Raw genomic sequence first — 23,065 nt, forward strand, 5'->3', positions numbered from 1 at the left:
ATTTGGATGAACGAACCATCTGAACTTATTCGCGCTGCCGATTGGGAAGAGCGTCTTGCCGTACTAATTGATCGAAAGTCCGAGGAACCCTTCAAGTGGGGTTCCAACGACTGCGCGCTCTTTGCCTGCGATGCCATCAAGGCAATGACGGGCACCGATCCTGCCGAGGCATTCCGGGGCACCTACAGTGACCGCGCTGGATCGGCCGAAGCCCTCCGCACTCATGGCGCGGGCACACTCCTCAAAACAGCAACCGCCTGCCTAGGCTCCCCCAAGCATCCCGTGTTCGCGCAGCGCGGCGATATCGTGATGAAGGACCGCACGACCCTGGGTGTTTGTGTGGGCCTGCATAGCTGGTTCGTCGGGGAAGAGCATGGCGCGCAGGGCCTTGTCGCAATCCCAACCGCTGACTGCACGAAAGCCTTTACCCTGCCCTTCGCGGCCTCCGAAGCGGAGGCGCGCTGATGTCAAAGATCGTCAAAACGGTCATCGTCGTAGCGATCGCTGTCGCGGTCGTCGTGTTCGCCCCGCAGATCGCAGCCGTACTGGCCAGTGTCGCGGGCTCCCTTGGTGTCACGGTAGCAGCAACGGCTATCTCGTCGGCGCTGATCGGCATGGGCATCAGCATGGCCCTGACCGCCGCCGCGACGCTTTTCCGAAAAGCGCCCTCGATGTCGCAGTCCATGGTGGATCGCCTTAATACGAGTGTCGTCCCCACCGCCTCGCGCAAGATCATTTTCGGCACGACAGCGGGTGGCGCTGACGTTCGGTTCTTTGAAGGCGACATCGATCTGCCGTCCACCAAGAAGGATGGCTACGTTCAGGTCGTCGCCTTGGCGTCTCACCGTATCAATGCACTCAAGCAGTTCTACGTCGAAAACGATCTGGTTTGGCAGAACGGCTCGTTCGTATCCAAGCGCAACGGCTTCGCACCTAATAATCCATTCCGTGTCGTCACTGAGGGCAAGCCGGGTAACGGCTTTTCGGTTGGCTCGGGTCGCTACTGGAACAGCAGCAGCACATTCACGGGCTGCGCCTACTACGTTCCGTTCTGGAAGCTGGACGATGAAGTCTGGGAAAGCGGCATTCCGCAGCGCCTTACGGCGATTGTTGAAGGTTGCCCCCTTTACGATCCTCGCCGCGATAGCACGCGCGGTGGTTCTGGCGCGCATCGCGTCAATGATCAAAACACCTACGCGTTTCGCGATGGCTCGGTTGAGATTGGCCGCAACCCCACGTTGGCACTACTGACGTATCTGCTCGGCTGGCGCATCAACGGCAAGGTCGTGTGGGGCATGGGCATTCCCGCCAACCGCATCGACTTCGATAATTTCCGCACCTACGCAAACCTCTGTGAAGAGCGTGTTGCCGTTCAGGGCGGCGGCACTGTTCAGCGTTACACCGCTGACGGCATCTTCTCGACCACGGACAGTCACGAGACGGTTATCAACGGCCTGACGGCTGCAATGGGCTCCTGTAAGCTGACGGATCGCGGCGGCACCTACTGCATCGTTGGCGGCTATGACGACACGGCAGGCCCCAAGATTGCCTTTGATGCCGACGATCTGGTTGCACCGGCTAACGGCTCCAGCCCCTATATCTGGAACCCGGCACCGGCATCGCGCGAGCGTTTCAACATCGTTCGTGGTCGCTTTGCTAATCCCGAGGAATTGTACCAGCTCACCGATTGGGGCGATCCCATTGAGCGCGAACCGCTGGCCGACGGCATCCCCCGTACCATGTCGATCGACCTTGGCGCGGTCTCGAGAGCGGAAACCTGTCAGCGCATCGCCAAACAGATGCTGCTCAGGGAATACCTCTGCCCCGGCATGTTCGCCGCGACATTCGGCCCCAAGGCATTCGCCGTTGAGATTGGCTCGGTTATCACGCTTTCGCTGCCAGCAGAGGGTTGGAACAACAAACTGTTCCGCGTGATGGAGCAGGCCGAGAGCCACGATCTATTTTTCCAGATGACGCTTCGCGAGGAAGATCCAGCGATCTACGCATGGGATCGCGAGGAAAAGCCGCTGCCGGCGAATATCCGTCCGCAGGGCTACGACGCGTCAACGACGATCACCCCGGCAAACCTCGGACTGACGAGTGCCAGTTACAGCGGAGCCAACGGCGTCAACGTCTCGGAAGTTCATGTTACGTGGACCCCCGAGTACAGCGGTCGCGTCAACGGCATCCAAATTCAGAGCCGCCCCGCAGGAACCGATGCGTGGTCCGAGCAAGCTGGACTGTTCGATCCCAAGATTGGCACGTTCACATTCACGTCCAACGCCCCCGGCATCACCGTTGAGGTCCGCGCTCGCTTCCGCATGACGAGCGCCGTGTATTCGCCCTGGGTGAATGCCAGCGTTGCCACCGCCGAAGTTATCACGATCACCGACTGGGAGAACGTCACCGATAGCACGGGTGCCCGCCCTGCCGATTACGCGACCGTTGGCGCCCCCATTGGCTCTTATGTTGGTGATCGGCCCGTCACACAGGTCATCAGCGACATCGATAAGGCGCTGGGTGGTTCGGACGCAGCGGCGAAGGCGGCAGCAGAAGCTAAAGCCAGCATCACGCTAAACACCGACAGCATCGTCAAAGGTGCTTTGCGACAGGCGGATTACCAAGCGGTCTCTGGACGCCCGGACGACCTTGAACGGACAGCCCATCGGCACCGTCATTACCGATTTAAAAACGCAGACGACCGAGAACAACACGGCGCTGGCGACCACACTGGCGTTGATCGGCGCGAAGAACGGCGATGGCAGTGCGTTCGTGTTGAATTTGGAGGCAACGAAGGTAACGCCCTCGCAATCGCTGGCCGAGAAATTCACGTCCATCGAGGCCACGTCCGGCGGAAACACGGCGAGCATCAAAAATCTAAACGAGGTCATCGTTGGCCCAACTGGCGGAACGGCCCGCGCTGTTCTCAACCTTGACGTGAACGGCTTTGTGAGCGGCACCGTCGCGACCAACAACGGCACAAGTTCAAGCTTCACCATCATTGCGTCCGAATTCAAGGTTGTCAGCGATGTGAACGGGCAATCGGTCGTGCCGTTCTTGATCCAAGGTGACAAAACGTACCTTAAGAATGTCATCGTCGAGAACATCACCTACGGATCGCTGACGCCGCTGTTTGCCAACGAATACTCACTTCTAAACCCCGCCGCTGGCTTCCAGAAAATGCCCGGAGGCTTCATCATGCAGTGGGGTCAGTATCGCTCGACAAATATGAGCGAGCGCGGCGTCGATATCCAGTTTCCAATCCCGTTTCCCAATGCGCTGATGAGCGCACAAGCGACCGCGTACATCGACGTCGCCAACCAAACCAATCGAGATATTTGGATGCAGGTTACGTCCAACCGCGACCGCACCCATCAGCAGTTTCAAGCGCAGGCCAACGAAGGCGGCAATACGATCGATGGCTTCGATTGGATTGCTTACGGCTACTGAGTTTCACTCCAACGAGAAGCGATACCCATTGAGGTCGCCGGGAGAACTAGATGAGTTTTACTAACGAAGAGATTGCAAACCAACTCGCGGACTACCTCGCTCGGCAAGGCGCAACCGTACAGCAGCTTCAAACGTGGTTCGGTGGAGCGGCCAACGGCGGCACTGCTGGTGACGGCAAGTTTCCAATCACCAACAATGCGGGCCAGACCGTCAACGTCCCCAGCCCTGCCCGCGCGGTCTATGATGCGAGCCAGCTCAAAAACATCAACCTATCGGGCGTTGGCCCCCATACGTTGACGCTGGCGCAGGCCGGTAATCGCATTCGCATCTCCACCGGCACATCGACTGCACTGACTGAGGTTCGCGTTCCATCTGCACCAGAGGGTACAATCTGGTTTTGGCGGCAGACTGGCTCCGGCCCTCTGCGCTTCATCATGCCCAGCGGTTCGACGCTCTATAACCGGCAGGGACATAACGGCACCGCGGGTCAATATGCGGGCGGCTCCATTGGATTTGAAACAGCCACTACCGTCTTTCTCGACGGCGATACGGCGGCAGTCTGATGAGCCACGTTGGATACGCAACCGTCGCTGGAATGCCCAATTACGCGCCCAAGGTGCCACGCTTCTACGTGACGCCCGCCGGCGCTGGCGCAAAGAACGGCACCAGTTGGGCTAATGCATCTGCTGGCCTTGGCGCTGTCAACGGCTTGATCGGCCGAGCAGCAGCGACGAACCCAGCGGGTGAAGTCTGGATAAGAGCTGACCTTGGACCCTATGAGGTCAGGGCTACGACATTCACGCTGGATAAGGGCGGTGTGTCGGCAGATCGTGAAGTTCGCATTCGCGGTGTGGATGCCAGCGGCAATCCCATGAAGGCTGAGGTGCTGGGAACGCGCGTCGAGCCATGGACCATCAATAACCCCGGCAGTTCGGCAGAGGTTTTCCGGCTCAATGCTGGTGCCAACTACCTCTACTTCAGCGACTTCCATGCCCACAATACCGGCAATGGCTTCGTCCGCGTTCGTATGCCGATCAAGGGTCTGAGGATCACCGACTGCACGGGGCGCAACATCAGCCGCTTTTTGGAAAACAATCTTGGCGGCGGCGCCACGCACGCATCGATCGCGGAATATCTCGTTCTTCAGCGTATCACGGTCCGGGGTTACTCGGACGCTTTTGCGCGCATCGCATACGCGACTGAAAACATTCTTTGCGAAGACCTCTACGGTGACAGTGAGCGGCAGGACAAATCCGCCTTTGCTATCGGCATCGGCCTTCGCGACACCGCTGGCCCAGCGACGTTCCGCCGATGCACGATGAAGAACCACATCGACACCTCCAAGGCATACCAGAACGGCGATGGCTTCTCGGGTGAAGCGCAAAACCACAACGTGACGTTCGAGGATTGCATCGCGGCGAATAACACGGACGGCGGCTGGGACTTTAAGGGCGACAACATCCGGCTCATCCGCTGTCAGGCGCTTGGCAATCACCGCAATTATCGCATGTGGGGGGTCAGCTACCTTATTGACTGCATTGGCACCGGGCCGATGGATAACGCGGGCACCAATCCATATTCACGTTGTCAGGTCGGCTCCTATGGCGGCGTCTGCTACGTTATTGGCGGGCGCTACACTGGCAACGCTGGTTACTCCTACACCTGTTTTAGCGCGGAAGCGGGCGGCACGATCGCGTACTCGCGCGCAACCGTCACCAGCGACTACGCGAACTTCAAAGGCGAAGAGAGCGTCAACGATGGAAAGCACGCGGGCCGCGTGGAGTTGATGACCACGACGACCTCAAAGCCGGTCTTGAATGTGCCGACGACCTACGGCTTTCCGGAAAATCTCAAAGCCGTCATCCCCATCACGGCCAATATGCCGGGTGCGCTTGCGAGCCTCACAGGCCCCTATACGGGCCATTTTGGCCGCAACGGCTATTGGTTGTCCCTGAAGGCGCAGGATTACGAAGGCACGACCCCCAAGACGATGCAGCAGCCAATCCGCTTCTACGGCATCAACCAGCAGTTCACAGATGCCGTGATCACCGTAAACATCACGGACGTGCAGGATGATCCCATGGATGCCGCGACCCTCTTTGGTCCTGGCGGTGTCACGGACGGAGGCTGGTGGGATTGCAGTGTCGCGGGAACGGCTTGGATCGACATCGATGGCACTGTCCCCGCAGTCGATGGCAGCTTTGTTGCCCGCCTCGATGACATCAGCGGCAGAGGGCGACACATGCTGCAACCTGACGTTACCAAGCAGGCAGTATTCCGGGACGACGGCACGAACCAATGGCTAGAGGTGGAAAAGGGTGACTGGTACGCGGCAGGTTCAGCCGGCGATTATCGCTTCCCCGACATCAGCATGTACACCACGATCCGTCGTGCCGTGGATACTGCTACTCGTCCCCTTTGGGGCATCCCTAGAAGCTTGAACGCCTCAACGGGCGATAACTTTGCGGTCGGCATGTGGACCAACGGCGGTGCAAGTTTGCGTGTGCGTGTCGGTGGATCGAGCGTGTTCTGTTCCAGCAACTCTGCCGTGACCAATCGAGACATCTCAATCTCGTTTCAGCATAACCCCGGACTGGCGCACACCAACAACGTGCAGATGCTGAACCGTGAACCCGATCCCGGTTCGCCAAATTATGCCGCTGGTATCGGGGGCGTCATGCGCTTCTTCACAGATGGCAGCTTTGCACCCGGATACACGGGTCGCTTTTACGCCGCAGTCTGCACGAACCGCACCGATCCTGAGGACATTCGCTTTCGTATCCACCGGCAGTTGGCGCAGCAGATCGGCGTAAAGTTCGCAGCATAAGTACTGGGAAAAGGAGCCAGTATGGCCGACTTCGAACCCACATCCGACCTGGCACCTAAGCCAGAGATTGCCGCGCGCCCTTCATTTTTGACAGACGTTAAAAATGGAATTGTCCATGTAGCCAAGGTTGCTTGGCAGGTTCCCGCGGCTCGCGGTTATCTCGCCACCCTTCTCGTCCGCTACGGCGTTCCAACAGCCTTAGCTGGCGTGATTACCCTCGTCGTCGATGGTTTGGTGAAGTGATGCCAAATACCGTCCCTTCGACGCCGTCGCCTTCGCTTATGGAAATCATGCAGGCGATACAGCTGATGCAAGCACCCCCTGCTCCCGTTCCCGTGCCAATACGCGATGACGATCGAGGCGTAACAAAACTGATCGTTGGTGGCGTCATTGCCGTCATCGGCGTGATCATGCTGGCGGTGTTCGGATGGGTGGGCACCAGCGTTAACGGTCTGAACACGACCGTGACCAAGATGAGTGCGAACGTCGACCAGCTTCAAAAAAGCATCGCGGATCTGCAGCAGACGCAAGGCACGGCCACTCAGCAGCTATCCGACATTCGTACCCAGAATGCGCGCCAAGATGCCCGTGACGACGCGATCGAGGCGGAGATGAAGCGGGTCAAAGATCGCGTACGAATTGCGGAAGGGCAGAAGCCGCTGCGCGGTGATACCGGCGACCTATGACAAAAACGGAGGCTCAAATTATCCTGATGCGAGCGTTCATCGCCTCGGGCGAGCTGCCCGACGACATCACGGCACTTTTACAGATATTGATCGAGGCGACACCGTCATCTGACACGCCGACGGGCACGTGAATGCCGTTATTACGCACCCCCATTGACCGGCACGTATGCGATGCCTTGAGGTTAGCTTAGCTTAATGATGGACGTCTGCCGGCATAACACTGAGCGCGCTGTCCAGCAGGGCACCCACCAACGGTAGACCTAGCTCGTCAGCGAGCGCGATTGCTGCCGCAATCTGGTCCCGGAGGTCGTCTTTTTTCTGCGCCAGTTTATCTGTCATCGACACATCATATCGCCCGCCAGACGGATCAGGTCGATAGTAGATTTGCCGGTCTACTAATGACACTTATACCGTGCTGACCAGCAAGCCCTTTATGACCGCGGGCCGAAGGGCAACGGCCGCTTCATCATTCACGAGAACCTATGCCAAGCACCCGCCCCTACGCTCGCTCTGATCGTGCCGCCTGTCTCTCCATATTTGACGGCAACGTACCGGCATTTTTCGACCCCGAGGAACGGGCTGGCTACGAAAGGTTTCTGGACGAGCGCGCTGATGGCTGCGGCTATCTCGTGATCGTACGCAATGGCAAACTAGTTGGCTGTGGGGGAGTAATTGTCGAAGCGGATGGCTGCACCGCGTCACTCTGCTGGGGAATGATCGACAACCAATCTCATAGATCGGGGTTGGGACGTCTGCTTACCAAAGTAAGGCTAGAAGCCGCCAAGCAACAGTCCGGAGTGACGCAGGTCGTCTTAAACACGAGCCAGCACACAGTAAATTTCTACCGCCGCTTTGGCTTTCAAACAATAGTCATAGTTCGCAACGGTTATGGCCCTGGGCTCGATCGCTACGATATGACATTGACCATCGCAAAATAGCTGACTTTGACAACCTACCATCTTTGGTGACCCGCGTCGTCGCGAAGGTCCACCCCGTCGACGAAGTCCCCAACGTGCAGATATCGTCTATTAAATCCCGCTACGTCTTGAAGCTTGTCCCAGTTCAAAAACCGAACAACACTTCCCTTTTCTCGAGTATTTCCTCGTTGCTAAACTTTCTCAATACCCTGTTCACGTGAACCGGAGATAAGCCAACGGCATCCCCAATTTGGTGTTGGGTCATGGGGATATGATAGGCCTGCTCAGGCGTCATGCCCTTATCGCCAAGCCTAACTGCAAATTCGCACAGGAGATGCGCCACTCGAGCGCGGGCATCGCGCCGCCCCACATTCAGCATCCATTGCCGATAAATGGATGACTCCACCATGGCTTGAGCGACCAAGGCAATGGTGATGGATACCCGACCTGCGGCCAAACGCCGAAACGCCTCTATGGGTATTGTAGCGACTTCGCACGCCGTCATGGCTTGAATGTCGTGATCGACAGCCTTTAAGAATAACTGCTGAATATTCAGTATTTGGCCCGGAGTATGGAATGATACGATCTGCCGAAGGCCGTCCACTGTCGTTTTATGGCGGAATGCGAAACCTTTGAGGAGTATAATGCAGTGTTCTGGCGTATCACCGTTTCGGATAAGTGAGCGCCGTTTCTCAATGGTACGCAAGACGGATGGAAGCGCGAGGACGGCATCCCTGTCATCTTCTGACAATTCCGCATGCAACCGAAGCTTCTCTATCATGGGCGCAAGAGTATCGCTCGGTGAATTCGACAAAACGTTTTCCTGCAAAATGCAGGGCGGTTTCCGCGCATTCCTCGGCATGGCATGGGCCATATCGCGATGCAGCACCAGATATTAAGCACCCTCATCGCGATTTGTACAATTAACGCTAATGGTTTGCCTCTCCTTCGCGGCCCTCTTGCGCGCACGGGCTTCGCGCGCCCGTTCCGCGCCTGTTTTTGCCGTTCCGGTCGCGCCTTCTGGGCGACCCGATCTGCGCGGCTCCTCGATGCCGCTATCAAGCTTTTCGATGATACAGCCGGGGAACTTGGCGGCGATCCACTCGGCACCGTCACGACTGCCGACGATTACCCGGACGGGTGCCACTGCATCCGGGTCGCGGAGTGAGCAGCGCATCATCGACTGATAATCGTTCTGCCAAGCCAGCGTTGCTTGTGCCTGCTCGGCACTGATCCCCAGCTTGACGAGAAAGCCGTAGGCGGCCGACTTCCGGTTCATCGCACTCAAAAGCGCCACGTTATGAACGCGCTTCCATTCGGCCTTCTCCAAGCCATGCGAGACGCCGGGGAGACGCGAGGCGTAGTCGAAACCGACTGGCATGGCGTCCTTGTTGGCCTGCCATAGAAACGGAACTGCATCCCAGTAGCGCGCAACATAGCCAGTCACCTGATCGAACGTCGTGCCGCCCAGCTCGTCCTCTGCGCCAAGGAACCGCTTGCTCAGGCGTCCGTCGAACAGATAGCCGATGGTAAGGCGCGACCCGTTCTGGTGCGTTTCGTATCGCAGCTTGTCACCCATGACCGGGTGACGTGCCCAATCGATATCGAACAGCGCCTTCCAGACAACGAACAGTTCCGTTTCCTCGATGTTCGCCCCCATGAAGGTCGTGCTGGCATAGCCGCTCACGAAGTCGGGCATCAGGACCGCGAAAAAATCGAGCCGTCCGCGCGTCTGGGGATTTTCGAGAAGATCGCGGTACGCATCGGAATCCACCATGACGAAGTGATCGCCCGATAGCAGGGTGGATACCAGACGCTCGAACGTCGCGATGTTCTGATCCTCCGTCGCGTTGACCTGCACGGCCTCCAGGGCCGCTCGATTACCCGGCGCCAGTGACAGCAAGCCGGGAACGACTTCCTCGGCTGCGATATGGTCGGTGACATGTTGATGGGTTTGCGCGATGCGTAGGTCGATATGCTCGAGCACGGCGGGAACCTCGTCGCAGACCATGTGCCAGAACTTCCGGCGATTGGTCGGCAGGCGCTTCAACGTCTCGTGGGTAACGATCAGGATTTCACCCGCATGGGGCGCAGCAGCGTTCATGTGGTCCAGCGTTCGAGCCGTCACGCGATCGTTAGCGCGTCGCGCATAGATCGGCGTTACCTTGATCGACGGATCGATCGAGCGGATCTTTGCTACCGTCGCACGGATGAGTGCGGTAGTCGGCTGCGCGATCAGCACCTTACCGTGCGATGCTGCAACGGATGCGGCCCAGTGCGCCAGTTGATGGGTTTTGCCAGAACCTGCGGGACCGGGCTGATAATAAAAAGTGTTCATATCTTAACCTCAAAGAAAAACCCGACTGTGCGGGCTGGAGTTGCACAGTCGGGCCAAGTTCTTCTCTGAGTTGCAGAACAGGGCTCGCTGTCATAGACGACAGCGTTTCCAGCCCCGCGTCTACGTTTCTATTTATAATTCCGACGTCAAAACCGCGTCATTATAAAAGTGACCGTACGACGCACTGACTGGACCGTAACAAACAACCCTTTTATTATAGAGTTATTCGTTACGCCTGATCTGAACTCCGCTACTCGTCTAGAGATGGGCCTGGGCTTGGACGCGAGCAGCGGACAAACCAGGACCAATCGGAGACGAGTTGCTGACGGGGGGATGGAACGCGGCAGCGGGACAGCCTCACGTCACTAACCCTTGCCCGATAGATCAAAGGTCTATGGCTATGCCGACTGCAATGTCTGGTGTTCCCGTCCGTCGCATTCGCGCCGTCCAGGTCCACCAGCTATTGATGATGGATTAGGGCTCCGTTCCTTGCGGTCGCTTCGCTCGCGCTGCGGTACTCACCCCATCCATCATCAATAGCCTTGGAGTTAATTGCTAGTTGGCGGAATCAGGTGATCCCTATCCACTCCCTGATCGACCCAACATCCGCCGGAGGCATCAGTGCGTTGTACGCCGCCCCTCTGGAGCCATCCGCGACAGGGCACTGACGCGGACAACCCCAGACATGGCAAAGCTCTTAGGGAGCGTCCTCGCGGCGCGCTTTCTCGACCTGCTGCTTGAACTTGCGCCCGGTGGGGCAGATGCAGAGGGCTTCGCCGCCGCATTCATCGCCCCACCCGTTGAAGACCCTGCCACGGGTATCGATGCGACCGGAGTTGCCGCACAGGATGCAGCTAACCGCAACGCCGGATCCGTTGGCAAACTCGTCGAACCAAAGCGCTGTGAACTGCGGCTCGGAAATCGGGCGCGTCATGCCTTGCCCTCCTTCAAATCGAAGACCAGGTGGTTGAGATCGATTACGCAGTCGGCCAGCGTGAGCAGGTCATCGCGCAGCCGGTTCATCTCCATGTCGGTGATGAGCCACAGCTTCCGCGAAAGCGGATCGAGCGCGTCGAAGCCTTCGGGTATGACGTTCATTCGTCACCCCCGTTCTCGCCCTGTCGCTTGCCGTCGTAGGCAGTGTCCAGCCACTGCTTTCGCGCCTTGATGACCGCCTTGGGCTCTGGCGGAATGTCCAGAGCCTCGTAGGTGATCCTCATGCCGTGAGCCTTCGCTTCCTTCTGCACAGGACTGCGCGGGTTGGGTTTCCACTGATCGCTCATGACTGCATTCCTGCCTTGCGGAGAATCTCAAGCTCAGCCTCACGGGCACGCGCCTTTGCGTCTCCGGCGTATTCGAACAGGTCGAGGACCGGGGGATCACCCGCAGCCTTCGACGTTTTGTAGGGGACGCGCTTCTTCATACGCCTTCAGCCTCATCGACAGGGGTAGTGAGCGCGGGCTTGATCGCCCAACCGCGTTGCAGCCGACGCAGCACACGCCTCGGACTAAGGTTGTGGATTTTGGCCCACTCTTCGATGGACCGCAGTTCACCGTGGTACCGAACTTCGCGGCGAGTATCCCAGCGGCCACTCACAGGATGCCGCCCTTGACCAACGACTGGTCGATTCGAGCGTGATGCGCCCAGTAATCAATATTCGCTACGGCGCTTTCCAACCCGTAGGTTGTGATCTTGCTCATCTCTACGACACTGATCTGCGGGTTCTGTCCCATGAATTTTGCCACGACGACATGAGCAGCGTCATGAGTCAAAACCTGTCCCGTGATGCGGTTTGCAGTGACGAGATACAGGTTTACGGGTTCGCGGGTCTTCACCGCGTGATCAAGAAACTCTCGAAGAATCATTGGCTTGCCTTAAATCGCGCCTCACCGGTTGAACCGGGCAACAGCCGCAACGAATTTCGCCGGCCTATGACTGTTGGCGCGATGACGAGGACTCGAACCTCGGCGCGGCGGTCTAACCACCGGAGACAACCCGTCCCTCAAAGCAATGACGCCCTGATACCTATGATTCGGCGGGGCGCAACAGAATTTGCGATCCCAGAATGAGACACCGCAGGCCCCTCGCGCGCGCGAGCGTTATATCCCGCACAAGAAACCCCGCCCCGCAAAGCGCGGAACGGGGTCATTCGCTACGACGTGCGAGCAACCACACGGGTTTATGCCTATAAGGCCGATTATTTCCGGGGACCGGTCTTGGTGATGAAACCGTGTTTCTCTGCCCATGCCCGGCATGTCGTCTTCGAACCTTTGTTGATCGGCGCATCTGGGTTCGTAAACCATATTTCGTAGCTGTAATCGGGATGGGTGGCTTTTACCGCCAGCATCTTCTTCCGATCCGACGCGGGGAACCGGCCCTTTGCTTCCACGATGCGCTTATTGGCCCGGTCGATAAAGTCGGGCACATAATAATGCTCAATCACATAGGGTAGACGGACGGCCTCATAATCCCATCCGGCGCCAAGATCGCGAGCGCAGCGCTTTTCGTACGAATTGCGATAGCCGCTCATGTTGCACAGAACATCGCGGCCTCGCGGGCACGCCTAGAAGTCAGCCCCCTGTTTGGCTGGCCATCGACCTTGTTCCAGCGCGCAAGCTGCGCCCCCACTTGATCGTAATACCCGCCGTTCAGGACCCTGACGAGGGTTGATTTCGAGAACGCATCCGCACCGATATTGAATGCCAGCGATACTAGGGCATCGAATTGGCTTTGCGTCAGCGGCACCTTGATTGCAGCAACAACGGCTTTTTCAAAGCGGGCAAGATCAGCAACCAGCAGCGCGTCACCCCGCGCCTTGGTGATGGTCATTCCCATCTTCACGTCGGGTCCGGTGTGCCCAACGCCAATAGTCGGAACGCCAGCGGAGCAGCGATATTTGGTTAGTTCCTCGCCTTCCGCATCGCGGATAAAGACACGGCCTGTAGATGATGTTTTCATCTACTAACTTATCGAAACAAGTTTTCTCCTTTTTTGTTATAGCGACACACAACCATACGATGCCCACCAGTAAGTATTTGGTCAACAATAATGTTGACCAACAACTGGTGCTGCATGGACAACAAAAATAAGAGCCTCAAGGGCCAATACATTTCAGAATACGCAGCGTTGAGAAACGCAATCGACCGCTGCTCACGTCATTCCCATTCGCAGGCAAAGGATTACGTCAAGCGCGGTCTCGACGTTGAGCCCTCCTGGCGAGACCAGAAGACCGGTTTCAAAGCCTTCTTGGATGAGGTTGGCCCCAAGACGAGCCCCGACTTGGAACTGGATCGCATCGATAATGACAAGGGCTACGTCAGTGGCAACGTCCGCTGGATCAGCCATGCAGACAACATGAGGAACCGCCGCAGGCCCATCGCAAAGATCAAGAGCCTTGGATGGGGCATTGGCAAGCGCGAAATCATCGACAGCAACGGTCGCAAGAATACCGTCCCCTGCCAGCTAGTCCCCTTCAACGGCGTGTTGCAGCCCATTCAGAACGTGGCCGAGGAACTAGGTGTCAGCGTCACCACACTGAGGCAGCGGGTGCAAAAGGGTTGGGCTCACGAACGCGTGTTCGCCGCGACGCTTTACAGCCCGCGCGGTAAGCCCCGCCCCGCTCCAGCAATCAACTGAAAACAGATTGGGATAACCAACATGGAATACGACGATCACTACAAGCCACAGGACGCTACACAGCTTGCCCTCCAGAACATCACGGAGCGCCTAAACGAGCAGTCCCGCAGCATCGCAGACCTCCGCACCCGGCTTGAAGCTGCGGAAGCCCGATTGGACGAAGCAACGCACATGACCAGCAAGGAATACGGCAATCAGGTCGTGGAGCAGGTAATGGCCGCTATGCCAATCATTCAGGCAGAGGCGATGAAGGGCACCAAGCGCGGTGGCCGTCGATGAGTAATCACAAGGCAATCGAAGCCCTCGACGCCGCTATCGCAACGCTCGCTTCAACGCGTGATGAGATTCAAAAGCGCCATGACGAAACAACGGCTGCTCTTGCTACTGCGGAGGCGGTAGCAACACACAAGTCAGCACGGATGCTGCTGCTTCGGGGAAAAGGCTTTTCGCTGCTGGGTAGGCGATGAACGCCCCCATCGAACTTCACTCGGTGCTGACCGAGGACGAGCAACGCGAAATACTACGCGAAACTATCGTCCACTTTCTCAGCATCGACCCTGACCACCCGTTCGCCCAACTGTTGGGACAGGCACTTTCAGACATATGTTATTGATCGTTTGATAAGTGCCAATGACGGGACAGAGGCAGATACCGCTTTCTCGCGCGGCTCGTTCAGTTCTTTAAGATCGTGTAAGATCCGATCGTTCGCTTCCGACAATTTCGCAGCAACCACTGCCATGTCGCCTTCGTCGGCCATTCGTAACGCTTCCTCGATCAGGAATGACACGCAGCGCAGTCGCGCTATCTGTTGCGGACGATCCGTCATAGATAAGGTTGTACAGGATTGTTATCGACTACCTTACCGTTGTTTTTTCCAAAAAAGGACCATGCCCGGGACGCCGTTCCCGGCCATAGTCTTGAGTGCCGTCCAGCTAAGTACTCAATGCAAGACGAAACCACCGGAAACATCACCCTGAATAGGGCCGACACGTTCTCTTTCTCGTTCGATGTCGAGGAAAATGGCGAGGCCCTTCCTCTAAATCCTGCCTCGCTGCGCCTGCACGTTGGCAGCGAGACGCAACTCCTTTTCACGCTGGCTCCAACAGCCGACCCCCAGGACAATACTGTTGTCCATTTTACCTTCACGCCAGAGCACGCCGCTCTGCTGCTCAAGAAGGAATGGTCGTGGATTATCCGCGAGATCGTCAACGGTGAACCTGACGTATTGGTCGAGGGCGCGACCATCATGGCAACGGGCTTTGCTGTTCCTGTCGTTGGGGTGGCCTGATGGGCGGCTTTACCGTTCAGAAGGTGCAAAGCAGGCTGACGGTCCAAAAGGGCGCTCCAGCATCGCTTCGTGTCACGACGAGGACGATCAACACAGTCACGACCAAGGCAACTGGAACGCGCGGACCGGCTGGCGAGCGCGGATTGCCCGGAGAGCCCGGCCCACGCGGTGAAATTGGGCCGCAGGGCGAGATCGGCGAAACCGGGCCGCGCGGAATCACCGGAGCCACCGGGTCTCGCGGTTCGACCGGCGCGACTGGGCCGCAGGGACCGGCTGGCGCTTCCGCTGATCCTACAGTGGTCAACAATCTATCGACACGCGTTGATGCTCTGACGACCAACATCCGCGATATCATCAACCTTGCACCCGAAACCCTGAATGCGTTCTCGGAGGTCGCAAGCGCCCTGAACAACGATCCGCAGTTCGCACAGACGATGACGACCGCGCTAGGCAATCGTGTCCGCTTCGATGCTGCTCAGGCCCTAGACAGTACCCAACGAAACATCGTGCGGTCGAACATCGACGCTGCATCCGTCTCGGACGTCAGTGGCAAGTTGCCCAAGGAAAGCTACGTTCGCAGCTTGCAGGTGATCGTGTCGGGAAAGCCCGCAGCCAACGCACTGCTAGGCGGCGGCATCACGCCGCAGAGCGGCACCATCGATGTCGCGGTCAGCATGTTTAGCGTTGATGTCGCTCCTACTGCTGAAACCGTGTTCTTGTTCAGAATCAACGGCACGCAACGCGGCACGGTCACATTTTCGGCCGGACAAACGGTTGGCGTCCTCGCTCTAACAGGAACCACGCTGGTCGTTGGCGACCGGATCGCATTCTACGCTGGCTCAGCGGATGCGACGTTGGCCGGTCTAATCGGATCGCTGGTGGTTCGCCTATGACGACGATCGTTGAGTACCTGAAAGCTGGCACGACAGCATGGACCGTTCCCGAAGGCGTCAGCAGCGTAAAAGTTGAATGTCTCGGTGCAGGCGGGCGTGGTCGCACGGTCAACGGCAGCACAAGTTCAGGAAATAGGCGATCAAGCGGTGGCGGCGGCGGGTACAGTTCGTCAACGCTGACCGTGGTCCCCGGCACGGTAATCCCAGTGCAGGTTGGCACCAATACCGCCTCATGGTTTTCCAGCAACACCACGGTTCTTGGCGAACAAGGGCGGTGACGGGCAGACAGGCACAAGCGGCACCTCGTCCCCCAGAGGCGTCGGAGATATCACGTTCATTGGCGGCGCTGGTGCTTCAACCACACAGACGCATCCGGGCGGCGGCGGCGGCGGCGCAGCGGGTCCTTCAGGCAACGGCTGGCCCGGCACCACTGGCGGCGGTGGCGGCGGTTCGAACGGCGGCCTAGGATCTGGCGGGTCCGGTGCGTCCGGTGGCAGCGGTTCGTTGGGTGGCGGCGTAGCCGCAGGCAATGGTGCAGGCGGCAGCAGGGGCGGCACGGGGGTCAACGGGACTCCGGGCACCATGCAGGCGCTATGGCTTTCCACGGCTGGCGAGAGTGCCGGTCCTGGCGGCGGCGGTGGCTCTGGTAACTACACATCGGGCGGCGCAGGCGGTGACTACGGCGGCGGTGGCGGCGGTGGCGGTGGCGCTGGTGGTGAACCCTACACGGCTGGCTTGGGTGGTGAGGGCCTGATCGTTCTGACCTACACCACCGCGCGACAGGGATTCATTTTCTCCTATTGGCTCTGACATCGATGTCGAGCGAGAGCCAACGACGCCTAGATTTGCGCATGAGAGGGCATCAAAAAGCTGTCTTTAAGGTTACGTGCCTCGCCTATTATTGTCTCGATCGCATCCATACCCCGGCCAGACAGGGTTAATTCGTCATCAAGATTACCGCTACCGTCGCCAATCAGCAAACCCGCCGCTGTCAAATGTTTTAGCCACCGCGACATGACTGCACCCGGAACGGCACCGCGTTGGGCAACGATTGCTCCCGTCATAGGGAGGCCGTTCGCATCGGCGATGAATATCTCGAGTAACAGTTCCCAAGCTGGCTCCCCGAAAATCTCCGGTGGCAAAATTTTCGAACGGTACCGCCGAAATTGCAAAAATGCGGCCGCCAGTTGGGCAGCTTCGTCGTTTACCCTCATACTTCGCTCCCAGTCATGCGAAGCAATATCAACTCAGTCTTCGATGGAACGCAACCCATGTTAGGTGTTAAAATGCGTTTCCATCAACCGGTCTAGCGACTCGCTCAGCCAAGCAGCCAACGCAAAGTCTTGCTTTGCATCCGCATACGCGATCATATCTTCCAACTGACTGGCAAACACGCGCGGGCATTCGACGCCACTGGTACGTTCCATCGCAAATCCCCTGCCATGCGCAGCGATCAGCGCCGCCTGCCATTACAAATGTTAAGCGTATGACGTTCGATCGGACAAGCGGTTGCTGATTGATCCAATTAAGTTTGCCACATAATTTCGAGCTGACGATCATTCCTGCTCGCCAGGTTGACAAGCGAAGGCATTCGTTCCACTTTTGTTCTCATGGACCACGCAAGCGACTCGATGCGCGAAGGCGCACCATCCCTGTCTCAGACTCATATTTTGATCGCTGAGATTTTGCCCGACCTGCGCCCTTGCGAGATACAAACGATCTATTTTCAGTTGATGGAGGACGGCCCGGAAAGCCTGTTTGCCCCCATCGAAGCTGAGTTCGCGCGACGGGGCTTGTCCTTATACGCAACCTACACGGGGGACGCGTTCTAATGGCTGGTGTGATTTCAGCCGATAGAATTGCGGCGTTAATTGAAGATGCGCCGGCGTGGGCCAAAATCGGCCTCACTGTGCCTAACGAACGGCTGCGCGCGGATGCTCACCAAGAACTTGCACGATACGTTTACACGGCACTGTACCAGCCAATACAGACCGATACGGCGCAGCTTCCCCTCCCGCTGTGACGTAAGAGGCTACCCTTAGATCACTCGACTAAACGGCTTTTTTAGCGGTTCGGGCTTCCGATCATCCGGCAATATCTTTTGCAAATGACTGTGAACGGTCCGATGATTAAATGGCTTGGTGATGAACGTAGCGCGATCTGGCATATCGCCGCGTTCCGGATTCACGCGTCCTGACGCAATGACAATCTCGATGTTGGGCCAATGGGTGTCCATGTGCCGCGCCAGACCAAACCCGTTGATACTGCCCGGCATGTCCACGTCAGAGAAAAGTAAGACGATGCTTTCCCAGTGCTCTTCCATGAGCACGATCGCTTCATCGCCGTCATAGGCCTGATAAATCCGAAATCCGGCGTCCTCGAGGATATTGGTAGTACCCATCATAATGATGGGATGGTCCTCAACGACGATGGCGTAGGACACAGTGGAAAGGGTCATTCCCCCTTAACCACTTCACGGTCCGAGGGTTGCCCAGGAACATGGTAATCTGCCTCAACCTCGAACGGCGCGCAGCTGATGCTAACCACGGGCGATATCCTTTCACCGACGTCTTAGCTCTGACAAAAATTTTAGCTGCTATTTTTTTAGCAGCAGCATTTCCACGTAAACACGCGGAACATGCTGATTCGCGACGAGGTGATGAGCAAGGGTTCGATCGACCAGGCGGCAGTCTATGTCCGCGAGGTGATTCGCCGCGCGATCGACTTCGGCTCGGCGTCGCTCATCCTCGTCCACAACCATCCGAGCGGCGATCCGACCCCCAGCCGCGCGGACATCGAGATCACCCGGACGATCGCCGAAGCGGGCAAGCGGCTCGGGATCACCGTCCATGATCATATCATCGTCGGCGCCACCGGGCATACCAGCCTGCGCGCGCAGGGCCTTGTCTGACGCGGCGTCCCCGCCCGCGACGAGATCCGGACGCGACCGCGGCGTGATTTGAACCCGGCGCCCCGGCCTGCTACCGGGCGCGCGATCGCTGGCGCTACTCCCGACCCGATGGGAGGCGCGTCGCCCATTGCCGAGCCACCCCGCAGACTCCCGAGGAAAACCCGATGGTCCCCCGCTATTCCCGCCCCGACATGGTCGCCATCTGGACGCCCGAAGCACGCTTTCAGATCTGGTTCGAGATCGAGGCGCACGCCACCGACGCGCTCGCCGAGCTGGGCGTCGTACCGAAAGAGGCGGCGGCCGCGATCTGGGAAAAGGGCGCGTTCGAGGTCGACCGGATCGACGAGATCGAGCGCGAGACCAAGCACGACGTCATCGCCTTCCTGACCAACGTCGCCGAACATGTCGGTCCCGAGGCACGCTTCATGCACCAGGGCATGACCTCGTCGGACGTGCTCGACACCTGTCTCGCGGTCCAGCTGGCGAAGGCGAGCGACATCCTGATCGCCGACCTCGACGCGCTGCTGGTCGTGCTCGAACGCCGCGCGCGCGAACACAAGATGACGCCGACGATCGGCCGCAGCCACGGCATCCATGCCGAACCGGTCACCTTCGGGCTCAAGATGGCGCAGGCGCACGCCGAGTTCGCGCGCAACCGCGCCCGGCTGGTGGCGGCGCGCGCCGACGTCGCGACCTGCGCGATCTCGGGCGCGGTGGGCACGTTCGCCAACATCGATCCGTTCGTCGAGGACTATGTCGCGGGCCAGCTCGGCCTCTCGGTCGAGCCCGTCTCGACGCAGGTCATCCCGCGCGACCGCCATGCGATGTTCTTCGCGACGCTTGGCGTGATCGCGAGCTCGATCGAGCGGCTCGCGACCGAGATCCGCCATCTCCAGCGCACCGAAGTGCTCGAGGCCGAGGAATATTTCTCGCCCGGCCAGAAGGGCTCGTCGGCGATGCCGCACAAGCGCAACCCGGTGCTGACCGAGAACCTCACCGGCCTCGCGCGCATGGTCCGCGGCTATGTCACTCCCGCGCTCGAGAATGTCGCGCTGTGGCATGAGCGCGACATCTCGCACTCGTCGGTCGAGCGCTATATCGGCCCCGACGCGACGATCACGCTCGACTTCGCGCTCGCGCGGCTGACCGGGGTGATGGACAAGCTGGTCGTGTACCCGGCGCGGATGGAAAAGAACCTCAACAAGATGGGCGGCCTCGTCCATTCGCAGCGCGTCCTGCTCGCGCTGACGCAGGCCGGCGTCAGCCGCGAGGACGCGTATCGTCTCGTCCAGCGCAATGCGATGAAGGTGTGGGATTCGGACGGCGCGCTGTCGCTGCTCGAGCTGCTCAAGGCGGATCCCGAAGTGACGCTGAGCGATGCCGAGCTCGAGGACAAGTTCGACCTCGGCTATCACCTCAAGCACGTCGACACGATCTTCGCCCGGGTGTTCGGCGCGGCGTAAGGGCAGAGGTAAGCCCTCCCTCGTCATCCTGACGAAAGTCAGGATCCAGAGCCAAGCAGGACAGCGCTGCGGTACTCTGAATCCTGACTTTCGTCACGATAACGGGTCGGGGGAGCAGCAAAACGTCCCAAAGTGCACGCAACGCAATTGCGATTTCGTGTTACAAAATTGCGACAACTCGCAACTATCGCCATATCACCGATGCCGGATATTACTCCGGCATCGGAGACCTACCCATGCGCATGTTCGAAACCGTGACCAGCTCGATGCTGGCGATCGCGGCCCAGGCGCTGGTGGTCGGGGTGGTCATTTCCACCCTCTGATCCATCGGCCCGCCCGCCCCTCCAAGGAGGGGCGCGGCTAGGCTGGAGGACCGCACGGCTCCGTACCAGAAGTTGGTGCAATGTCCCCCGAAGTGGCGAAAGAACGGCCAAGCGGCAGCCCTCGCGGCCCGAGACCTGGGCAGGATCAAGCACTTAGGTGTTTGGCATCATTAATGCAGTGACACAGTTGAGCGCAGTTCGGCGCTCGATCGTGAAAGGCTTAAGATGCACATTCTTTCTCTGCGCCGCCCCGTCTCGGCTTTCCTCACCGCCGCCGTCGCGCTGACCGGCTTCGCGGTCCCCGCGCTTGCCGCAGGCGAAAAGCCGGTGACCATCACCATGCCCGCCAGCGCGTTCAAGGACGATACGAGCCGCGTCTGCATGCCGCGCAGCATATTGGGGCGCAAGGTCGACAAGACGCTGCCCGTCACGATCTGCGAGACGCGGTCCGAGTGGGGCGCACGCGGCGTCGTCTTCGTCACGAAATGAGCTTGGAAGAGACGGTCCCGACGCGGCAAGCCCCGTCCGGACCGTCCTCTGCCGCCTAACCGCGCGGATAGCGCGTCGCGAACTCCTCATCCGACATCATCAGATAGCGGATCATGTCGACAAACGCCCATGGGATCGTGATCGCCAGCCCGACCAGGGTGATGCTCAGCACCAGCATGACGATCCCCGATCCGATCCGCCCGAGATAAAAGCGGTGGATGCCGAGCGTCCCGATCAGGAAGGCGATCAGCGCGGCGACGTATTTGTTGCGGTCGCTGGCCCGCCCGGCTGCGGCCCCGCCCGCGGTCACCGCAGTTGGTACCGCGCGTCGCGGCCCCGGCGTCGCTGCGCTGGGTAGCGGGAACACGCTCAGCGCCCGGTCGTCGGCGGTTTCGAAATCGACCTCCGCGCCGATCACCGGCTCGCCGCGATGCGCCCAGTCTTCCGGCGCGAACCGATACCGCTGGCCGTCCTGCCCCGAAACGAGGCCCTCGCCCGTCCGCACGTCCACACCCAGTATCTGTCCGCGCATCGCAATCCCTCAACACCGCGCCCAATCGTGGCGGATCGAACCCAACAGGCAGGTCCGGCTTATTCCGCCGCGAACACGCCCTTCAGCTTCGCGAAAAAGCCCTGGCTGTCAGGGCATTCGTCGCCTGTCTCGGTCTCGCGGAACATCTCGAGGAGTTCCTTCTGCCGATTCGACAGACGGGTCGGAGTCTCGACATCGATCTGCACGACCAGATCGCCATGCCCGCGCCCCTGCAGCACGGGCATGCCCGCGCCGCGCTGGCGGAGCTGCTTGCCCGACTGGATACCCGCGGGGATCTTGATCTCGTGCGTGCGTCCGTCGAGCCCGGGAATCGACAAGGATCCCCCGAGTGCCGCGACCGTGAAGCTGATCGGTGCGCGCGCGAACAACGCCGTGCCCTCGCGCTCGAACAGATGATGCTTGGCGACATGGAGGAACACGTAAAGATCGCCAGCGGGCGCCCCGCGCGCGCCAGCCTCGCCCTCGCCCGTCATCCTGATCCGCGTGCCCTCGTCGACACCGGGCGGAACGTTGATCGCAAGCGTCTTGGTCTTCTCGACCCGACCGTCGCCGCGACAGTCGGGGCAGGGATCGGCAATGACCTCGCCCGCGCCCTGGCAGACCGGGCATGCGCGCTCGACCACGAAGAAACCCTGCTGCGCGCGAACCTTGCCGTGCCCGCCGCAGTGCTGGCACGTCTTCGCCCGCGTGCCCGACCGCGCGCCGCTACCGTCGCACGTGTCGCATGGCGCCGAGACGTCGATCGTGACTTCCGTGGCCTTGCCGTGGAACGCCTCCTCGAGGGTGACCTCCATGTCGTAGCGCAGGTCGGCACCACGCCGCGCGCCGCTGCGACCGCCGCTGCCGCGCTGCGCGCCGCCCATGAACTCGCCGAACACGCTTTCGAAGATGTCGGAGAAGCCCCCGAAATCCTGCGCGCCGCCGCCGCCGCCGGGTCCGCCGTTCTGGAAGGCGGCATGCCCGAACCGGTCATAGGCCGCACGCTTCTGCGGGTCCTTGAGGCAATCATACGCCTCGCTGACCGCCTTGAACTGCGCTTCCGAATCCTTGCAACCCGCGTTCTTGTCCGGGTGATATTTCATCGCGAGCTTGCGATAGGACGACTTGATCGTCCCCGCATCCGCGGTCCGCTCGATTTCGAGCAGTTCGTAATAGTCCGTCTGGGTACTCATACTTCGCCCCCTGCGCCCGTCCCGTCATCCTGGCGAAGGCCAGGATCCAGAGCCGGATGGGCGGACGCCCAAGGCTCTGGATTCCAGCTTGCGCTGGAATGACGGGGGTGTGCCTAAGC

Annotated in this window: 31 protein-coding genes and 1 pseudogene; 17 read left to right on the forward strand and 15 right to left on the reverse strand. The window is 59.4% G+C overall.

Annotated elements, in window-relative coordinates; all coding sequences use genetic code 11:
* Positions 1-6 precede the first annotated feature (6 nt).
* Genes QP165_RS06310 through QP165_RS06340 form a run of 7 tightly spaced genes read left to right on the forward strand, consistent with a single transcriptional unit; the run spans position 7 to position 6,963 of the window.
* Positions 7-465: a DUF6950 family protein gene (locus tag QP165_RS06310; RefSeq protein ID WP_333994550.1), complete on the forward strand. Its 459-nt coding sequence runs from the start codon at positions 7-9 to the stop codon at positions 463-465.
* On the forward strand, positions 465-2,936 hold the full coding sequence (locus QP165_RS06315) for a hypothetical protein (RefSeq protein WP_333994552.1): 2,472 nt from the start codon (positions 465-467) through the stop codon (positions 2,934-2,936). The genes QP165_RS06310 and QP165_RS06315 overlap by 1 nt, the downstream gene beginning before the upstream one ends.
* Position 2,937: 1 nt before the next feature.
* Positions 2,938-3,450, forward strand: a complete 513-nt coding sequence (locus QP165_RS06320; RefSeq protein WP_333994554.1) for a gp53-like domain-containing protein — start codon at positions 2,938-2,940, stop codon at positions 3,448-3,450.
* A gap of 50 nt (positions 3,451-3,500) precedes the next feature.
* The gene (locus QP165_RS06325) at positions 3,501-4,013 is read left to right on the forward strand and encodes a hypothetical protein (RefSeq protein ID WP_333994556.1); all 513 of its coding nucleotides are present in this window, start codon (positions 3,501-3,503) and stop codon (positions 4,011-4,013) included.
* Between the two features lie 53 nt (positions 4,014-4,066).
* Positions 4,067-6,277 carry a hypothetical protein gene (locus tag QP165_RS06330; RefSeq protein WP_333994557.1) on the forward strand — a complete coding sequence of 737 codons (2,211 nt, stop codon included), beginning with the start codon at positions 4,067-4,069 and terminating at the stop codon, positions 6,275-6,277.
* 21 nt (positions 6,278-6,298) lie between these two features.
* Entirely contained in the window at positions 6,299-6,520 is a 222-nt protein-coding gene (locus QP165_RS06335) for a hypothetical protein (RefSeq protein ID WP_333994558.1), read from the forward strand.
* Positions 6,520-6,963, forward strand: a complete 444-nt coding sequence (locus tag QP165_RS06340; RefSeq protein WP_333994560.1) for a hypothetical protein — start codon at positions 6,520-6,522, stop codon at positions 6,961-6,963. Before QP165_RS06335 ends, QP165_RS06340 begins: the two co-directional genes overlap by 1 nt.
* A gap of 192 nt (positions 6,964-7,155) precedes the next feature.
* Here QP165_RS06340 and QP165_RS06345 read toward each other — a convergent pair whose 3' ends face one another.
* Positions 7,156-7,302, reverse strand: a complete 147-nt coding sequence (locus QP165_RS06345) for a hypothetical protein (RefSeq protein ID WP_333994562.1) — start codon at positions 7,300-7,302, stop codon at positions 7,156-7,158.
* 143 nt (positions 7,303-7,445) lie between these two features.
* Between QP165_RS06345 and QP165_RS06350 the strand changes: the two genes are divergently transcribed.
* Positions 7,446-7,901: a GNAT family N-acetyltransferase gene (locus QP165_RS06350; RefSeq protein WP_333994564.1), complete on the forward strand. Its 456-nt coding sequence runs from the start codon at positions 7,446-7,448 to the stop codon at positions 7,899-7,901.
* A 124-nt stretch (positions 7,902-8,025) separates the two neighbouring features.
* On the opposite strand, the gene QP165_RS06355 is transcribed toward QP165_RS06350, so the two are convergent.
* From QP165_RS06355 to QP165_RS06390, 8 genes are all read right to left on the reverse strand, one after another.
* Positions 8,026-8,769, reverse strand: a complete 744-nt coding sequence (locus QP165_RS06355; RefSeq protein ID WP_333994567.1) for a Crp/Fnr family transcriptional regulator — start codon at positions 8,767-8,769, stop codon at positions 8,026-8,028.
* Between the two features lie 6 nt (positions 8,770-8,775).
* Positions 8,776-10,218: a DEAD/DEAH box helicase family protein gene (locus QP165_RS06360; protein ID WP_333994570.1), complete on the reverse strand. Its 1,443-nt coding sequence runs from the start codon at positions 10,216-10,218 to the stop codon at positions 8,776-8,778.
* Between the two features lie 697 nt (positions 10,219-10,915).
* Complete coding sequence (locus QP165_RS06365; protein WP_333994573.1) at positions 10,916-11,152, reverse strand: hypothetical protein; 237 nt, start codon at positions 11,150-11,152, stop codon at positions 10,916-10,918.
* Positions 11,149-11,316, reverse strand: a complete 168-nt coding sequence (locus tag QP165_RS06370; RefSeq protein ID WP_333994576.1) for a hypothetical protein — start codon at positions 11,314-11,316, stop codon at positions 11,149-11,151. Before QP165_RS06370 ends, QP165_RS06365 begins: the two co-directional genes overlap by 4 nt.
* Entirely contained in the window at positions 11,313-11,501 is a 189-nt protein-coding gene (locus QP165_RS06375; protein ID WP_333994579.1) for a hypothetical protein, read from the reverse strand. The genes QP165_RS06370 and QP165_RS06375 overlap by 4 nt, the downstream gene beginning before the upstream one ends.
* Positions 11,502-11,810: 309 nt before the next feature.
* On the reverse strand, positions 11,811-12,083 hold the full coding sequence (locus QP165_RS06380; RefSeq protein WP_333994581.1) for a hypothetical protein: 273 nt from the start codon (positions 12,081-12,083) through the stop codon (positions 11,811-11,813).
* Between the two features lie 332 nt (positions 12,084-12,415).
* Positions 12,416-12,748 carry a hypothetical protein gene (locus tag QP165_RS06385; protein WP_333994582.1) on the reverse strand — a complete coding sequence of 111 codons (333 nt, stop codon included), beginning with the start codon at positions 12,746-12,748 and terminating at the stop codon, positions 12,416-12,418.
* Positions 12,745-13,176 carry a lysozyme gene (locus tag QP165_RS06390; RefSeq protein WP_333994583.1) on the reverse strand — a complete coding sequence of 144 codons (432 nt, stop codon included), beginning with the start codon at positions 13,174-13,176 and terminating at the stop codon, positions 12,745-12,747. The genes QP165_RS06385 and QP165_RS06390 overlap by 4 nt, the downstream gene beginning before the upstream one ends.
* Positions 13,177-13,266: 90 nt before the next feature.
* Here QP165_RS06390 and QP165_RS06395 point away from each other — a divergent pair, with 90 nt between their 5' ends.
* The gene (locus QP165_RS06395; protein ID WP_333994584.1) at positions 13,267-13,854 is read left to right on the forward strand and encodes a hypothetical protein; all 588 of its coding nucleotides are present in this window, start codon (positions 13,267-13,269) and stop codon (positions 13,852-13,854) included.
* A 21-nt stretch (positions 13,855-13,875) separates the two neighbouring features.
* The gene (locus QP165_RS06400) at positions 13,876-14,133 is read left to right on the forward strand and encodes a hypothetical protein (RefSeq protein ID WP_333994585.1); all 258 of its coding nucleotides are present in this window, start codon (positions 13,876-13,878) and stop codon (positions 14,131-14,133) included.
* Between the two features lie 316 nt (positions 14,134-14,449).
* Here QP165_RS06400 and QP165_RS06405 read toward each other — a convergent pair whose 3' ends face one another.
* On the reverse strand, positions 14,450-14,611 hold the full coding sequence (locus QP165_RS06405; RefSeq protein WP_333994586.1) for a hypothetical protein: 162 nt from the start codon (positions 14,609-14,611) through the stop codon (positions 14,450-14,452).
* Between the two features lie 186 nt (positions 14,612-14,797).
* On the opposite strand from QP165_RS06405, the gene QP165_RS06410 reads away from it, so the two are divergent.
* Genes QP165_RS06410 through QP165_RS06420 form a run of 3 tightly spaced genes read left to right on the forward strand, consistent with a single transcriptional unit; the run spans position 14,798 to position 16,313 of the window.
* Positions 14,798-15,142: a hypothetical protein gene (locus QP165_RS06410; protein ID WP_333994588.1), complete on the forward strand. Its 345-nt coding sequence runs from the start codon at positions 14,798-14,800 to the stop codon at positions 15,140-15,142.
* Entirely contained in the window at positions 15,142-16,035 is an 894-nt protein-coding gene (locus QP165_RS06415) for a collagen-like triple helix repeat-containing protein (RefSeq protein WP_333994589.1), read from the forward strand. Before QP165_RS06410 ends, QP165_RS06415 begins: the two co-directional genes overlap by 1 nt.
* Positions 16,032-16,313 carry a glycine-rich domain-containing protein gene (locus QP165_RS06420; RefSeq protein ID WP_333994591.1) on the forward strand — a complete coding sequence of 94 codons (282 nt, stop codon included), beginning with the start codon at positions 16,032-16,034 and terminating at the stop codon, positions 16,311-16,313. The genes QP165_RS06415 and QP165_RS06420 overlap by 4 nt, the downstream gene beginning before the upstream one ends.
* Before the next feature lie 561 nt (positions 16,314-16,874).
* Here the strand turns inward: QP165_RS06420 and QP165_RS06425 are convergent.
* Together QP165_RS06425 and QP165_RS06430 are read right to left on the reverse strand one after the other, a co-directional pair.
* A complete protein-coding gene (locus tag QP165_RS06425; RefSeq protein WP_333994593.1) occupies positions 16,875-17,249 on the reverse strand; it encodes a hypothetical protein in 375 nt (124 codons plus the stop codon).
* Positions 17,250-17,309: 60 nt separating this feature from the next.
* Entirely contained in the window at positions 17,310-17,462 is a 153-nt protein-coding gene (locus QP165_RS06430; protein WP_333994595.1) for a hypothetical protein, read from the reverse strand.
* 404 nt (positions 17,463-17,866) lie between these two features.
* Here QP165_RS06430 and QP165_RS06435 point away from each other — a divergent pair, with 404 nt between their 5' ends.
* Entirely contained in the window at positions 17,867-18,058 is a 192-nt protein-coding gene (locus QP165_RS06435; RefSeq protein ID WP_333994597.1) for a DUF6771 family protein, read from the forward strand.
* Between the two features lie 15 nt (positions 18,059-18,073).
* Here QP165_RS06435 and QP165_RS06440 read toward each other — a convergent pair whose 3' ends face one another.
* On the reverse strand, positions 18,074-18,493 hold the full coding sequence (locus QP165_RS06440; protein ID WP_333994600.1) for a response regulator: 420 nt from the start codon (positions 18,491-18,493) through the stop codon (positions 18,074-18,076).
* Between the two features lie 162 nt (positions 18,494-18,655).
* On the opposite strand from QP165_RS06440, the pseudogene QP165_RS06445 reads away from it, so the two are divergent.
* From QP165_RS06445 to QP165_RS06455, 3 genes and pseudogenes are all read left to right on the forward strand, one after another.
* A pseudogene (locus QP165_RS06445) lies at positions 18,656-18,946 on the forward strand (JAB domain-containing protein); the annotation flags it as partial.
* A gap of 164 nt (positions 18,947-19,110) precedes the next feature.
* On the forward strand, positions 19,111-20,409 hold the full coding sequence (purB, locus tag QP165_RS06450) for an adenylosuccinate lyase (RefSeq protein WP_333994602.1): 1,299 nt from the start codon (positions 19,111-19,113) through the stop codon (positions 20,407-20,409).
* 548 nt (positions 20,410-20,957) lie between these two features.
* A complete protein-coding gene (locus QP165_RS06455) occupies positions 20,958-21,221 on the forward strand; it encodes a hypothetical protein (RefSeq protein ID WP_333994604.1) in 264 nt (87 codons plus the stop codon).
* A 55-nt stretch (positions 21,222-21,276) separates the two neighbouring features.
* On the opposite strand, the gene QP165_RS06460 is transcribed toward QP165_RS06455, so the two are convergent.
* Positions 21,277-21,753: a TM2 domain-containing protein gene (locus tag QP165_RS06460; RefSeq protein WP_333994606.1), complete on the reverse strand. Its 477-nt coding sequence runs from the start codon at positions 21,751-21,753 to the stop codon at positions 21,277-21,279.
* 59 nt (positions 21,754-21,812) lie between these two features.
* Positions 21,813-22,946, reverse strand: a complete 1,134-nt coding sequence (gene dnaJ, locus QP165_RS06465) for a molecular chaperone DnaJ (protein ID WP_056016334.1) — start codon at positions 22,944-22,946, stop codon at positions 21,813-21,815.
* Positions 22,947-23,065: the final 119 nt, after the last annotated feature.

This window comes from Sphingomonas sp. 22R3R2A-7 (assembly GCF_036856055.1).
Lineage (GTDB): Bacteria > Pseudomonadota > Alphaproteobacteria > Sphingomonadales > Sphingomonadaceae > Sphingomonas.